Genomic DNA, 15,136 nt, shown 5'->3' on the forward strand with positions numbered 1-15,136 from the left:
ACCCGACGGGTGTAGAGGCCACACCCGTCATATTCAGGACTTGGCCGGCGGCTTGCGCAGCAGACTGAAGGCCATCGCCGCCAGAAACAGCACACTGAGCAGCAACACCGCCCACAGGCCGAACTTCTTCCAGTTGGTGTCGGTTGTGGCCACCGAGGTGGTTGTCGACGTCTGGGTCGCCACCGCTTCACCTTGCACCGTCGCCTTGCCAAGCGTGGCGAGTTTCTCCGGTTTGAAGTCAGGGATCAGCGTGGCCAGCGGCAGGTTTGCCGTTCTCACCGTCGGATTGCCCAGCGCCAGGCTGTACGGCCCGTCGCCGCGGGCGAGGAAGATCACCTGGGTGGCGCGCACCGCGTACTTGACGCTCGGCGCCTGCTCGCCGAGACCGCCGCCGCGTTCGTCGACCGTCAGTTTCAACTGCTGCACGGTTTGCCCGTAAAGCTGCAACTCGTTCTGCACCACGTCCTGGCCATTCTGGGTCAGGCGATAGAGCAAGCCGCTGCTCAACGGTTGCCACGGCAGACTGGTTTCGCGGCGTCCCGCCAGCATCACCGGTGCCAGGCTGTTGGGTTGTTTCAACTCGACCTGGACCCGCTCGACATTCAGCCCCATCGGTAGCTGCCAGGTGTACTCCCCGGCCTTGGTGCTGCTGCCGGCCAGCGCTGGCGACCAGACCAGCGGCAGCGGCAGGTTTTGCGGGTCACTGCTTTTCAGTTGCGCCGAAGTCAGGGTTGGTGCTGCATTGGGCGAATCCCACAACAACCGCAGATAGCGCGCCGATTGCCCCGGCAGCGCGACTTCATGCTGCTCGATGCGCTCATCGGAAAAGGTCAGGCGCGCGACCTGGCCTTCGCCCCAGGCTTGCCAGTGCTGCAAGTCGTCGCTGGCCTCGATGCTGAAACGCTGGAAGCCGTCGCGCTCGCTGGTCCAGTCGAGGATCAGTTGCTGTAACGGCGCCTTGATTGCGCTGGCATCCAGCAGCCAGCCGCGCAGCACTTCCTCGCCCGCTTCCAGTTGGCTGGACGGCTGCACTTCCACCAGCGTGCCGGTGGTGGTCGACTGCACGCGAACACTCGGCGCGCGTTCGGTGGCATCCGCCGAGTTATAGAGCGGGAACCACTTCACTGTATTCATGTGGCCGTCGTCGCGGGTCTGCGCCGATTCCCCGGCCAGCGCGTAGGCCTGCGGTTCACCGGCAGCGTTGAATACCCGCAGGTCGCTGAGGTCAGTCTGACGCGCCTGCAACTGCACGCTCAGCGGCAGTTCGAGGCGATACCACGGGCCTGCGCCACTGACCGACAACGGCACCTGCGCGGCGAAGTCCGCCGGTTTTTCCTGGGCGCCGGCCGTCATGGCCACGCCCAGCAACAGCCACCCCAGATTAAGCTTGCGACTCAAGACGACACTCCTTCGGTTTCCGGGGCCGGTTTGTCCGCCTCCGGTGCAGCTTCGACGCGTTTGGGCGGCAGCGGCGCAAAGTAGCCCACCACCAGCAGCAACACGCCGACGCCGATAAACGAGACGATCCGCGCCAGCCCGCCACGGTTGCTCAATTCGACAAAAATCAGTTTGGCCACCACCAGCGCAATCAACGCCGCACCAATCAACCAAACTTCGCGGCGATGGCGCAGGTGCCCGCCGATCATTAATCCGAGCGCCATCAGCGTCCAGACAATGGACAACCCGGCCTGTACCAGCATCGATTCGAGCAACAGGTCGAGCTCGAACGGAATCCCCGCCCAATGGTGCGCGGCGCGGGTCACCAACGCAGTGCAGAAGGCGAACAGCGAAACACCGGCGATCAGTTGCGAAGCGTGAGCGGCGTAATCCTTGCGGATCGACAGCTCGGCTACCGCACTGCGCGACCAGACATAGACACTGAACAACGCGATCAACAGGCCCAGCTCCAGCGGGTTGATCAGCGGCACATAAGGCAGCGGTTCGGCGTTGCCGTCGCTCACCCCGTTCGCCAGCCAGAACCAGACGAGCATCAACACCGCCAGCGGCGCTGCCGCGTACAAGCGGTACTCGCGAGGGAACGCCGCCACCGGCCACGGCCAGTTGCGCGGCGCGGCCATCAGCAACAGATACACGCTCGGCAGAATCGCCCAGCCCAGCCAGCGCCAGGCGTTGTACTGCTCGGACAACAGCAGCAGGCCGTAGCGCAGCTCCAGCGCCAGCACGCCGATCAGCAGCCAGCAGCCGAGCACATGCGCCGTGCTCAAGGCCCGCGCCGGCAACATCGGCGCCAGACGCCGCAGGCTGAAGAAATGCACCGCAAACACCGCCGCCCATGCCAGCCAGCCGAAATTGGCCGCCGGGTGATAACGCGAGTGCCACGCGGCCAGCAACACTAGCCCGGCCGCCGGAATCAGCAAGGTGCAGAGCAATCCGAGCGACGGCCATTTCAGGCGCAATGCCAACAGCGTCCACAACGCGACGCTCAGCGCGGCGACCAGCAGCAACAGCGTTGCCTGCAGATTCAGTGGCGCAAAACGCAACACTTCGCTGACCCACGCCAGCGCCCACCAACCGGCGCCCCACACCAGCAACACTTCGGACAGTCGCTGCAAACTCAGCACATCGAACGCCGAAGCGTGATTGCCCAATTGCAGACGCCACGCCCCGATCATCGCCGCCAGCCCCAGCACCAGCGGCGTCCAGAAGCCGCCATGGGCCAGCGGTCGCAGACCTTCGCTGGACAGCGGCCCGAGCAGCTCGGGACCGGCAAGCAAAAACGCCGCGCCGCCGATCAACTGCAACAACAATCCGAAGACAAAACTCACGCGCTGCTTGAGGTACAGACCGAGCCAGATGATCAACAATCCACTGGCCGCCCACACGGCGCTCGCGGTTTGCCACGGCAGGACGAACAACACCGCCAGATTGATCAGCACCAACCCCGCCAGCAGCACCACCGACAAACCGCGCAGCAGCCGCACATCGTTGCGCACCATCTCGTCGCGCGCCGCCAGCAACATGCCTGCGATCAGCGCCAGACCGATCAGCGAAGCGCTGAGCAAACCGCTCCAACCGGCACTGAACACGGCCGCCGAATCCTCGCCCGCCCCTTGCAGGCGCAACAGGAACAACGCCCCGCCGAGCAGTTGCACGGCAAATGCGGTGAACAGGAACGTGCGCGATTGCAGGCGCAGGCCGACGAACAAGGTCACCAGACCGGCCAGCGCCCAACTGATCGCCGTACCGTGGGTGAAGAAAAACAGCGGCGCCAGCAGATAAAGGAAGGTCAGACCGAGGCTCGCCAACACCGGCAAACCTTGTCGCTCCCACGCCGAGGTGTGTTCCGCCGGGGCTTGGCGCAGTTGATAGAAACTGAACAGCAATGCGATGCCGAGCATCAGCGCGCCCAGCGGTGCACCGTCGAGCAGGCTGCTTTCGCCGACACGCAACTGGCTGAGAAACGCCAGCGCCGAGCCCAGTTGCAGCAGCAACGCGAAGGCCCGAGCGAACGGCCGGTGCTGACGCAAGCCAAGCCAGAAAATCCCCGCTCCCTCCACTGCCCAGACCGCCGATGTCCAGCGCGCATCCAGCCCCAGCGGAATCGCCAGGCTGGCGAAAATCACGCCGAGCGCCAGGCAAGTCTCACCCAGCAACAGCGCCCGGCCGCCCATCAGCACACGGGCGAGGGTCATGTAAATCATGCCCAGCGCCAATGCGCTGAACGCGGCGGCGAACTCCAGATGCTGCACCAACGCGAATTGCAGGCCGAAACCCACCAACGGCGGGCCGAACAGCATCGTGCCGTCGACATAGTCACCCTTGCGCGCCGACCAATTCAGCAGCGCCTCGCGATCGCCATCCGCCGGGGCGTCCGGCCTGTCCAGGAGCTTGCGTCGAGCGAACAGCAAGCCGATGGCCAGGTACATCAGGAAGAACAGAATCAGGAAGGGCTCGGTGCTCCACAGCAGTTCCGGCGCATACGAACGCAGGCCCCATGCGAAACCGATGCCGAAGGTGCCGGCGAAGCCGATCAGGTTGAGCAGGCGCCAGGCCTTGAACCAGGCGATGGCCAGGATGCCAGCGTTGAGCAGCGCGAAATAACTGAACAGCGCGACATGATTGCCGGCTCCGGTGGAAGTCAGAATCGGCGCAGCGAAACCGCCCAACGCGGCGACGCAGGCCAGGGCGAGGGAATCCTGAGTGATGGCCAGAATGGCCGAGAACACCGTCACCGCTACCAGCAACCCCAGTGCAGCGGACGGATCGAGCAACGGATGCAGGCGCATCGCCGCAAATACCGTCAGGTACAACACCGCGATCCCGGTGCCTTGCAGCATCAAGGCGTAGCTCGTGTTGCGATGGCGCAGCCACCAACCCAGCGCCAGCAACCCCAGCGCCGCCGCCGCGACCCCGGCATAACGCATTTCGATCGGCACCACCATGCCTTCGGTGGCGTAGCGCAGCAGGAAGGCCAGACCGAAGAACAGCAACACCACGCCGACCCGCAGCACAGTGTTGCCACCGAACAGCCAGTTGCGCGCAGCACTGATGCCGCGCTCGATGAGGTTCGGGCCACGGGGCTCGGCTGGCTGCCGGGTTTCCGGGGGTTCGGAGGTAACGGCGTCCAGACGCCAGACATCGGCCGGCAGCGGCTGACTGGTTTCGCTGGCGACGGCTGAGAGAGGTTCGAGTTCGGGCGGCAGCTCCCAGACCAGTTCGGGGGCCGACGCTGCTTCGACGCTATCGACAGGCTCGACCAAAGGCTCGGGGACCGGTTCTACGCCTGGCGCTGGCACCGCATGCGAGGGCGATCCCTCCAGCAGATACAGACGCTGCGCGACACCCTGCAAAGCCACTTTCGCCTGTTCAAGTTGCTGCTGTTGCTCCGCCACTTGCGAGCCAAGTCGCGCAATGCGGATCGTCTGCCCGATCGCCAGACCCAGCAACGCGCCCAATAGCGCAGAACTGAACGATTCGTCGAGCAGCCAACCGAGCAGCAGCCCGATCAACATGAACATCCATTGCATGGTCGATATCCCTGAGCAGCCCCGAAGCGGGGCCGAACCAGGGCTCAGTATATCGGCCCGGCCTAACAAGCGTGGGGGCCGGGCGCACATTTGTCGCTAAAAGTTACTCCAGTGCCTTCCAGATATCCGTGGCGTACTCGCGAATCGTCCGGTCGGAGGAGAACCAGCCCATCCGCGAGGTGTTCAACACCGCCGAGCGCCACCACTTGTTGGAATCGTGCCAGAGCGCATCGACGCGCATTTGCGCCTCCCAGTAGGAGTCGAAATCGGCGCAGACCAGGAAGCGGTCGTAATCCACCAGCGAATCGATCAGCCCGGTGTAGCGCGACGTGTCGTCCGGCGAGAACACACCGCTGCGAATCGCCTGCAACACATCGTTGAGGCGGTGGGAGGCGGCAATGTCCGGCACCGCGCTGAACTCATGATTCTGCTTGCGCGCTTCGACCTGCTGGGCGCTCAGGCCGAAGATGAACATGTGCTCGGCGCCGATGCGCTCGCACATTTCCACGTTGGCGCCGTCGAGGGTGCCGATGGTCAGTGCGCCGTTGAGGCCGAACTTCATGTTGCTGGTGCCCGAGGCTTCGAAACCGGCGGTGGAGATCTGCTCCGACAGGTCCGCCGCCGGGATGATGCTTTCCGCCAGGCTGACGTTGTAGTTGGGCAGGAATACCACTTTCAGCAGGCCGCGCACGGTCGGGTCGTTGTTCACCACGCGGGCGATGTCGTTGGTCAGTTTGATGATCAGCTTGGCCTGGTGATAACTGGCCGCCGCTTTGCCGGCGAAGATTTTCACCCGTGGCACCCAGTCGATTTCCGGCTCGGCGCGGATCGCCTGATACAGCGCGACCGTGTGCATCAGGTTAAGCAACTGACGTTTGTATTCGTGGATCCGTTTGACCTGCACGTCGAACATCGCCGCCGGGTTGACCGCGATCCCCAGCCGTTCGTGAATCAGATAGGCGAGAGCCTTTTTGCTGTGCAGCCGTTGTTCGGCGAAGGCTTTGCGGAAGGCCGGTTTCTCGGCGAAAGGCTCAAGATCGAGCAGGCGTTCTTCGGGGTTATCCAAAAGATCCGGGCCAAGCGCGTCTACCAGCATCGAGGTCAGTTCAGAGTTGGCCTGGTACAGCCAGCGGCGGAAGGTGATGCCGTTGGTCTTGTTGTTGATCCGCTCCGGGTAGAGCTTGTGCAGTTCGGCGAATACGGTCTTGCGCATCAGCTGCGTGTGCAGGCCCGACACGCCGTTGACGCTGTGGGAACCGAGGAACGCGAGATTGCCCATGCGCACCCGGCGACCGTTGTCTTCCTCGATCAGTGACACCGCGCGCAACACGTCGAAATCGTGAATGCCCTTGGCCCGCAGCGAATCGATGTGCTGGGCGTTGATCAGGTAAATGATCTGCATGTGCCGGGGCAGCATGCGTTCCATCAACCCCACCGGCCAGGTTTCCAGTGCTTCGGGCAACAGCGTGTGGTTGGTGTACGACAGCGTGTCGACGGTGACTTGCCACGCCGCATCCCAGGCCACGTCGTAGACGTCGACCAATTGGCGCATCAGTTCGGCGACGGCGATCGAGGGGTGCGTGTCGTTGAGCTGGATCGCCGCGTGATCGCCCAGGGTCAGCACCGAGGTGTGCATGTTGCGATGACGGCGCAACAAGTCCTGAAGCGAGGCGGCGACAAAGAAGTATTCCTGACGCAGGCGCAGTTCCTGCCCGGCCTCGGTGCTGTCCGCTGGATAGAGCACGCGGGAGATACTCTCGGCCCGGGCAACCTCGGCGACCGCTCCCAAGTGGTCACCGGCATTGAAGCGCTCCAGGTGCAAATCTTCCATCGCCCGCGCCCGCCACAGGCGCAAGGTGTTGACGCTCGCTCCGCGCCAGCCAACCACCGGGGTGTCGTAGGCAATGGCCCGAACGGTTTCCGCCGGCGACCAGACTTGCTTGCTCTTGCCGCTGACATCGGTGACGGTCTCGACGCTGCCGCCAAACCCGATGGAGTACACGACTTCCGGCCGTTCGAACTCCCACGGGTTGCCGAAATCCAGCCAGTGCTCGGTCTGCTCTTGCTGCCAGCCGTCGACAATGGCCTGACGGAACAAGCCGTGCTCATAACGGATGCCGTAGCCGTGGCCAGCGATGCCGAGGGTCGACATGCTTTCCATGAAGCACGCCGCCAGCCGTCCGAGGCCGCCGTTGCCGAGTGCCGCATCCGGTTCCAGCAAGCGGATGCGCTCAAGATCGACACCCAACTCAGTCAGTGCTTCACGGGCAACATCCAGCAGGCCCAGATTACTCAAGCTGTCGTACAGCAAACGGCCGATGAGAAATTCCAGCGAGAGGTAATACACCCGCTTCTGACCTTTGCGGTAGATCTGCCGGGTGTGGTCCATCCAGTGCTCGACCATGTGATCGCGCGCCGCCAGGGCGATGGCTTCGAACCAGTCATGGTCGAAGGCGTGATCCGGGTCTTTGCCCACCGCGTAGGTGAGTTTGGTCAGGACGGCGTCGCGGAATGCGGCCACCTCTGCTTCGCGAACTAGTGGTTCTTGAGTCATCGATAGGACCTCGAGCGAGCGGGGAATTGTCAGAGCCTAGACGGTCTGACCGACGGTAGGGGCTCTGGTTCGGCAGTTTTTCCTGAGAGTGAGACTTCGTCCGGCAATACTCTGGCGAATGCCGTAATGGATGCAGGGGCCGTGCCGAATTGTCGACCCTGGTGGCAGCACGACGAAAAAATCTGGCGAAAGGTTGTTCAAAAATCCACCAGTCCCGGTATGATCGCGCGCCCTGATGCACATGCCTGGTAAACCCCGATGATGAAGCCCAACCTGATCGCCGCAGCCGAGATCGACCGTCTCGATACCTGGGCCAAATATTCGGCCCCGATGTGCGGTTCGTGCATGTCGAGCTGCTGCACGCTGCCGGTCGAGGTCAAGATCAAGGATTTGGTGCGCATCGGTGTGGTCGACGAGTTCGAACTGGGCGACCCGCCGAAGAACATCGCCAAGCGCCTGCAAAAGGAAGGCCTGGTCGAGCGCTTCAATCAGAAGTCGGGGATCTTCACCCTGCAGCGCATGAGCAACAACGATTGCTACTACCTGGATCGTAAGAGCCGGCTGTGCACCATTTATGACAAGCGCCCGGACACTTGCCGCAACCACCCGAAAATCGGCCCGCGGCCGGGGTATTGCGCGTACAAGCCGAAGGAAGTGGAGCGGGTGCAGAATTTTCGGGCGATAGAGAAGTTCTAAAAGCCTACCCTCACCCCAGCCCTCGAACCTCGCCCCCTCACCCCAGCCCTCCCGAAACGTCGGACCGCCCGGAGGGAGAGGGAGCCAACCGAGGTGTCTTACGCTATCCATCGACCTGAAAGAACGAGTCGATTATGGATTCGGCACAGCCCGATCAGGTCGGCGTAGTTCTTGAGCATTCCCCAGTCAGTCCCCTCTCCCTCCGGGAGAGGGTTAGGGTGAGGGGGCTCTTGATTTTCAAGGGTTCCCACATTTCCCCCAGACAAACAAAAACGCCCCCGGTCTCTCGAGCGGGGGCGTTTTTTTCAAGCCTGGCTAAATCTTATGCCTTGGCTTTCTTGGCAGCGCGGGTACGCTCGCTTTCGTCCAGGATCTTCTTGCGAAGACGGATGGACTTAGGCGTAACTTCGCACAGCTCGTCTTCCTGGATGTATTCCAGAGCCTGTTCCAGGGTGAAGCGAACAGGTGGAACCAGAGCGATGGTTTCGTCTTTACCCGAAGCACGCATGTTGTCGAGCTTCTTGCCTTTGGTTGGGTTTACACCCAGGTCGTTGTCGCGGGAGTTCTGACCAACGATCTGACCGTTGTAGATCTCCTGGCCGTGTTCTACGAACAGCTTGCCACGAGCCTGCAGGGTTTCCAGGGAGTAGGTCAGAGCCTTGCCGGTTTCAACCGAAACCAGAACGCCGTTCTGACGGCCGGACATGTGGCCCGACTTCACTGGAGCGTAACGATCGAAGATCGAAGTCAGGATGCCAGCACCGTTGGTCAGGGTCAGGAACTGGTTACGGAAACCGATCAGACCGCGAGCAGGGATGTTGTATTCCAGACGAACACGGCCCTTGCCATCCGGCACCATGTTGCTCAGGTCGCCTTTACGCAGACCCATCTCTTCCATGACCTTGCCCTGCGATTCTTCAGGGATGTCGATGGTTACGTTTTCGAACGGTTCCTGCTTCACGCCGTCAACTTCACGGATGATCACTTCAGGACGGCCCAGGGCCAGCTCGAAGCCTTCGCGACGCATGGTTTCGATCAGTACCGAGAGGTGCAGCTCACCACGGCCGGAAACCTTGAACTTGTCAGCCGAGTCGCCTTCTTCAACGCGCAGTGCAACGTTGTACAGCAGCTCTTTGTCCAGACGATCCTTGATGTTACGGGAGGTCACGAACTTGCCTTCTTTACCGCAGAATGGCGAGTCGTTTACCTGGAAGGTCATGGAAACGGTTGGCTCGTCAACGGTCAGAGGCTTCATCGCCTCGACGGTGTTGATGTCGCACAGGGTGTCGGAGATGAACAGCTCGTCGAAACCGCTGATGCAGACGATGTCGCCGGCCGCTGCTTCTTCAACGTCGATGCGGTGCAGACCGTGGTGACCCATCAGCTTCAGGATACGGCCGTTACGGCGCTTGCCGTTGGCATCGATAGCCACAACCGGGGTGTTCGGCTTGACGCGACCACGAGCGATACGGCCAACACCGATAACACCCAGGAAGCTGTTGTAGTCCAGAGCGGAGATCTGCATCTGGAACGGACCGTCACGGTCAACAGCAGGCGCTGGAACGTGGTCGACAACCGCTTGGTACAGCGGGGTCATGTCTTCCGCCATGGCGGTGTGGTCCAGACCGGCGATGCCGTTCAGGGCCGAAGCGTAAACAACCTGGAAGTCCAGTTGTTCTTCAGTAGCGCCCAGGTTGTCGAACAGATCGAAGATCTGGTCCAGAACCCAGTCAGGACGCGCGCCCGGACGGTCAACCTTGTTGATGACCACGATTGGACGCAGGCCGGCTTCGAAAGCCTTCTTGGTCACAAAACGGGTTTGCGGCATAGGACCGTCTTGAGCGTCGACCAGCAGCAGCACGGAGTCAACCATGGACATAACGCGCTCAACTTCGCCGCCGAAGTCGGCGTGGCCCGGGGTGTCCACGATGTTGATGTGGTAGCCGTTCCAGTTGATGGCGGTGTTTTTCGCCAGAATGGTAATACCGCGCTCTTTTTCCTGGTCGTTGGAGTCCATCACGCGCTCGTCGTTGAGCTCGTTGCGCTCCAGAGTGCCGGATTGACGCAGGAGTTTGTCTACCAGGGTGGTTTTACCATGGTCAACGTGGGCAATGATGGCGATGTTGCGTAGATTTTCGATCACTTGTGTATCTCGATCAGAGGATTCGGTTTGCTGACAAGTCTTGGCAGCGATTAGCAGTAGTGTCCGGCATGGCCGTTACAGCTTGACGGCGGTGTCGGGGGGCCGGTGACGCAGGCCACAGGCAAACAGCCCCGGGCACTTAGCTCGGTCGATAAACGCGCACATTGGCATGCCCCTCACTGAGCAAATGGTGAGCATGCAGGCGACTCATCACGCCTTTGTCGCAATACAGCAGGTACTGGCGAGTCGGATCCAGCTCCTTGAAACGAGCGTTCACTGCGTAGAACGGCATCGTCTGTACTTCTATGCCCTCGAGCTCCAGCGGCTCATCTTCGGCGGCATCCGGGTGACGGATGTCGATGACGATCTGGCCGGCCAGTGCTTCGCTGACTTCTTCGATTTGCAAATCCTGGCCCAATTCGTCGATCACCCGATCGATCGGCACCAGTCTGGCGTTTGCGAGCGCACGCTCAAGCACCGCCATGTCGAATTCTTTCTCTTCGTGCTCAACGCGACCGCGTTTGGCGGCGGTTTTCGGGTTGACCGAAATGACCCCGCAGTACTCCGGCATGTGCCGGGCGAAATCGGCAGTGCCGATCTCGTTGGCCGTGTCGATGATGTCCTGCTTGTGGGCGACGATCAGCGGGCGCAGGACCAGTTTGTCGGTCACGCAGTCGATCACCGACAGGTTCGGCAGCGTCTGGCTCGACACCTGGGAGATCGCCTCACCGGTGACCAGCGCATCAATGTGCAGACGCTCGGCGATGTCCGAGGACGCGCGCAACATCATACGCTTCAATACGACGCCCATATGACTGTTATCGACTTTGCCGAGAATTTCGCCCAACACTTCTTCGAACGGGACACTGACAAATAGCACGCGTTGCGAGCTGCCGTACTTCTTCCAGATGAAATGCGCGACTTCCATCACGCCCAATTCGTGGGCACGACCGCCCAGATTGAAGAAGCAGAAGTGCGCCATCAGACCGCGGCGCATGATTTGGTAGGCGGCAACCGTCGAGTCAAAGCCGCCGGACATCAATACCAGCGTCTGCTCCAGCGCACCGAGCGGGTAGCCGCCGATGCCATTGTGCTGGCTATGAATCACAAACAACCGTTTGTCGCGAACTTCGATGCGGACTTCGATTTCCGGCTGTTTCAAGTCGATTCCGGCGGCACCGCACTCACGGCGCAGCTTGCTGCCGACGTATTTTTCGACGTCCATCGAGCTGAACGCATGCTTGCCCGCACGTTTGCAGCGCACCGAGAAAATCTTCCCGGCCAGTGCATCGCCGTAGTGCTCTTTGCACTTCTCGGTGATGTCGTCGAAGTCACCCAGCGGGTACTCGTCGATCTGCAGAAAGTGCGCGATGCCCGGCATGCAGGTCAGGCGCTCGCCCATCTCTTTCAGGGCCTTGGCGTCGGTAACACGGGTTTCCAGCTCGAGATTGTCCCACACACCGTTCACCACCACGGCCGGGTCCAGGTCGCGGAGCACGGTGCGGATGTTCTTGGCCAGCTGGCGGATGAATTTCGTCCGGACAGGTCGGCTTTTGATGGTGATCTCGGGGAAGACTTTTACGATTAGTTTCATGAAAACAGCGCGCGCAGGGCCAGCCGAAAAAGGGGGGCGCGGATTATAGCGGAAATTGCTCAAGGTTTAACCAGTTAATGTGCAGAAGGTTTTGCATGCACCAAAACGGGTCATTTACGACTTAAAGCGCTACATTAAAGGGCGAGATTTTCACCCTTTATGCGCTTGGCACCTTTATAAGCGTGAATTTGGGGCAAAAAACCCATGCTGGGGCACTGGCATGCAATTTGCTCCCTTGTGAGGCAGGTTGCCTTGGCAGAGTATTCGCGCCGGCATCACCAACATTTAAGGGCATCCACTACCAGCCCTAAGCCACCCGGAGGACACTATGTCGAAGTCGGTTCAACTCATCAAAGATCATGACGTCAAGTGGATTGATCTGCGCTTCACGGACACCAAAGGCACTCAGCACCACGTGACCATGCCGGCTCGCGATGCGCTGGAAGACGACTTCTTCGAAGTTGGCAAGATGTTCGACGGTTCCTCCATCGCTGGCTGGAAAGGCATCGAAGCCTCCGACATGATCCTGCTGCCGGACGACGAAACCGCCGTTCTCGACCCGTTCACCGAAGAGCCGACCCTGATCCTGGTCTGCGACATCATCGAACCGTCGACCATGCAAGGCTACGATCGCGACCCGCGCGCCATCGCCCACCGTGCCGAGGAATACCTGAAGACCACCGGTATCGGTGACACCGTATTCGCCGGTCCAGAGCCTGAGTTCTTCATCTTCGACGAAGTGAAGTTCAAGTCCGACATCTCCGGTTCGATGTTCAAGATCTACTCCGAGCAAGGCTCGTGGATGTCCGACCAGGACGTGGAAGGCGGCAACAAGGGCCATCGTCCAGGCGTGAAAGGCGGCTACTTCCCGGTTCCGCCGTTCGACCACGACCACGAAATCCGTACCGCCATGTGCAACGCACTGGAAGAGATGGGTCAGACCGTTGAAGTTCACCACCACGAAGTGGCAACTGCCGGTCAAAACGAAATTGGTGTCAAGTTCAACACCCTGGTGAAGAAAGCTGACGAAGTTCAGACTCTGAAATACGTTGTACACAACGTGGCCGATGCCTATGGCCGCACCGCGACCTTCATGCCGAAGCCTCTGTACGGCGATAACGGTTCGGGTATGCACGTTCACATGTCCATCGCCAAAGATGGCAAGAACACCTTTGCTGGCGAAGGCTATGCCGGCCTGTCCGAAACCGCTCTGTACTTCATCGGTGGCATCATCAAGCACGGCAAGGCCCTGAACGGCTTCACCAACCCGGCCACCAACTCCTACAAGCGTCTGGTGCCAGGTTTCGAAGCTCCGGTGATGCTGGCCTACTCGGCTCGCAACCGTTCCGCCTCGATCCGTATTCCTTACGTCAACAGCCCACGTGGCCGTCGTATCGAAGCACGCTTCCCGGATCCGGCTGCCAACCCGTACCTGGCTTTCGCAGCACTGCTGATGGCCGGTCTGGACGGTATCCAGAACAAGATCCACCCAGGCGATGCTGCTGACAAAAACCTGTACGACCTGCCGCCTGAAGAGGCGAAAGAGATCCCGCAAGTTTGCGGCAGCCTGAAAGAAGCCCTGGAAGAGCTGGACAAGGGCCGCGCGTTCCTGACCAAGGGCGGCGTGTTCTCCGACGACTTCATCGATGCCTACATCGCGCTGAAATCCGAAGAAGAAATCAAGGTCCGCACCTTCGTACACCCACTGGAATATGAGCTGTACTACAGCTGCTGATCCGGTAGCGCCGCGCTACGCGGCGTGACAAAAGAGAGGCCTCCTTCGGGAGGCCTTTTTTGTGCCCGCTCGTCCATGGATAATCCGCCGCTTTCGCGCCATGACCGGTGCCTTGACGAAGGGATTCGCATGAAGTGGTTACAGGCTATCGCCCTGATGGCCGGCCTCGCCTGCTCGACAGTCGGCGCTGCCGAGTTCTATGAAGACAAGCCTCTGGCTCACCCGCTGATCCAGGGCTTGCAAGAAAGCTCGATGACCCTGGCGTTCATCAAGGAAGCGAACGGCGTCAAAGGTTATTACTGCCGTTGCAAGACACCGGGCGAACGTCCGCAATTGCTCGATGACTTCGGCCAGGCGAGTATCGAGTCGGTTTTTCTAATGTCGCTCGACAGTGAGGATCCCACTCGCTTCGTGCTTTTCAGGCAAAGCGACGGCTACAGGATCTATGCCTACAAGTACAACGACAACGATCAACTCTATAGCCGCGTCACGCGATTGCAGCCAGCGCTGGACCTGATCGCTGAGGGTCGCAAGCACCTCGACGCCCTGACCATCAAGAAAGCGCTAAGCCAGATCACCCCGCTCAACTACAGCCTCCTCCTTGAAGAGTCCGGTGTACCGGAATTCGACCAGCTCGATCTCAGCCAAGGGAAACTGGTGAGCTATTACGGCCAGTACTACGACCCACTGAGCAACCCGACGCCAGATGACGAGCCGTACTTTTTCAAAAAGACCTACCAGGAAAAAGACGGCCGGTTTCTCACCGTTACCTTCTGGCGCTGGCTCGACGAGACCCTCGTCGAGGGTAACCGCACGCTCTACAACTATCGGGTCAGGCGTATTGCCTGGGAAACCGAACCGACGAGATTCACCGGCGGCGAAGACGGCCAGTCAGTGTCTTATGATTCCGTCTCTATCTCGGCCCAAGGGGCCTACAAGCAAGGCGTGCGTATCGGTCCGTGGTCGTCTTCCAAAGACGAAAAATATTCGGAGTCCGGTAATTTCGTAGAGGGCAAACGAGAGGGGCAATGGAATCTGTACCAGGATGGACAAATTCTCGAAGGCGAGTACCACAATGACTTGCGCGAGGGCCGCTGGCAGCTTCACAACTACGACGAATTGGAATGGGTCGCCACAGGATTCCAGACCTATGCCAACGGCCAACTCAACGGCCCCAGTGAATTGACGGTTCGCGGTACGACCGAACACGGCGAATATCGTGATGGAAAACGCGAAGGCCTCTGGGTGACCAGGACGGACAATGGTCACACCCGGAGCGTCCACTTCGCCGACGACAAGAAGGAAGGCGAGTTGCGTGAAGTCGACGCCAACGGTGTGCCGATCTTCATCGAGCACTACAAGGCCGGTGCCCTGTCCGGTGCCCGTGAAAGTGCGGATACGCCGGGCATCTCACAATAAATCCGGG

The 15,136-nt window shown here is 60.6% G+C and carries 8 protein-coding genes; 3 read left to right on the forward strand and 5 right to left on the reverse strand.

What is annotated here, in order from left to right; translation table 11 throughout:
- Window positions 1–33: 33 nt before the first annotated feature.
- From JJN09_RS25185 to JJN09_RS25195, 3 genes are all read right to left on the reverse strand, one after another.
- Window positions 34–1,398, reverse strand: coding sequence for a DUF3999 domain-containing protein (locus JJN09_RS25185; protein WP_249484229.1), 1,365 nt, complete (start codon window positions 1,396–1,398; stop codon window positions 34–36).
- Complete coding sequence (locus tag JJN09_RS25190; protein WP_249484230.1) at window positions 1,395–4,988, reverse strand: DUF2339 domain-containing protein; 3,594 nt, start codon at window positions 4,986–4,988, stop codon at window positions 1,395–1,397. The genes JJN09_RS25185 and JJN09_RS25190 overlap by 4 nt, the downstream gene beginning before the upstream one ends.
- A 103-nt stretch (window positions 4,989–5,091) precedes the next feature.
- Window positions 5,092–7,542, reverse strand: coding sequence for a glycogen/starch/alpha-glucan phosphorylase (locus tag JJN09_RS25195; RefSeq protein ID WP_249484231.1), 2,451 nt, complete (start codon window positions 7,540–7,542; stop codon window positions 5,092–5,094).
- 258 nt (window positions 7,543–7,800) lie between these two features.
- On the opposite strand from JJN09_RS25195, the gene JJN09_RS25200 reads away from it, so the two are divergent.
- Complete coding sequence (locus JJN09_RS25200) at window positions 7,801–8,238, forward strand: YkgJ family cysteine cluster protein (protein ID WP_025110918.1); 438 nt, start codon at window positions 7,801–7,803, stop codon at window positions 8,236–8,238.
- Between the two features lie 322 nt (window positions 8,239–8,560).
- Here the strand turns inward: JJN09_RS25200 and typA are convergent, their stop codons facing one another.
- Together typA and thiI are read right to left on the reverse strand one after the other, a co-directional pair.
- Complete coding sequence (gene typA / locus JJN09_RS25205; protein WP_096821971.1) at window positions 8,561–10,381, reverse strand: translational GTPase TypA; 1,821 nt, start codon at window positions 10,379–10,381, stop codon at window positions 8,561–8,563.
- 139 nt (window positions 10,382–10,520) lie between these two features.
- A complete protein-coding gene (thiI, locus tag JJN09_RS25210) occupies window positions 10,521–11,975 on the reverse strand; it encodes a tRNA uracil 4-sulfurtransferase ThiI (RefSeq protein WP_249484232.1) in 1,455 nt (484 codons plus the stop codon).
- 328 nt (window positions 11,976–12,303) lie between these two features.
- Between thiI and glnA the strand changes: the two genes are divergently transcribed.
- Window positions 12,304–13,710, forward strand: coding sequence for a glutamate--ammonia ligase (gene glnA, locus JJN09_RS25215; RefSeq protein ID WP_085712782.1), 1,407 nt, complete (start codon window positions 12,304–12,306; stop codon window positions 13,708–13,710).
- A 129-nt stretch (window positions 13,711–13,839) separates the two neighbouring features.
- On the forward strand, window positions 13,840–15,129 hold the full coding sequence (locus JJN09_RS25220) for a toxin-antitoxin system YwqK family antitoxin (protein WP_249484233.1): 1,290 nt from the start codon (window positions 13,840–13,842) through the stop codon (window positions 15,127–15,129).
- Window positions 15,130–15,136 lie beyond the last annotated feature (7 nt).

Source organism: Pseudomonas sp. HS6, from assembly GCF_023375815.1.
Taxonomy (GTDB): Bacteria; Pseudomonadota; Gammaproteobacteria; order Pseudomonadales; family Pseudomonadaceae; genus Aquipseudomonas.

Excerpts from the sequence above, each read along its gene's own strand:
- JJN09_RS25190 (WP_249484230.1), bottom strand. The coding sequence starts at position 4,988 with ATGCAATGGATGTTCATGTTGATCGGGCTGCTGCTCGGTTGGCTGCTC.
- JJN09_RS25195 (WP_249484231.1), bottom strand. The coding sequence starts at position 7,542 with ATGACTCAAGAACCACTAGTTCGCGAAGCAGAGGTGGCCGCATTCCGC.
- JJN09_RS25200 (WP_025110918.1), top strand. The coding sequence starts at position 7,801 with ATGATGAAGCCCAACCTGATCGCCGCAGCCGAGATCGACCGTCTCGAT.
- thiI (WP_249484232.1), bottom strand. The coding sequence starts at position 11,975 with ATGAAACTAATCGTAAAAGTCTTCCCCGAGATCACCATCAAAAGCCGA.
- glnA (WP_085712782.1), top strand. The coding sequence starts at position 12,304 with ATGTCGAAGTCGGTTCAACTCATCAAAGATCATGACGTCAAGTGGATT.
- JJN09_RS25220 (WP_249484233.1), top strand. The coding sequence starts at position 13,840 with ATGAAGTGGTTACAGGCTATCGCCCTGATGGCCGGCCTCGCCTGCTCG.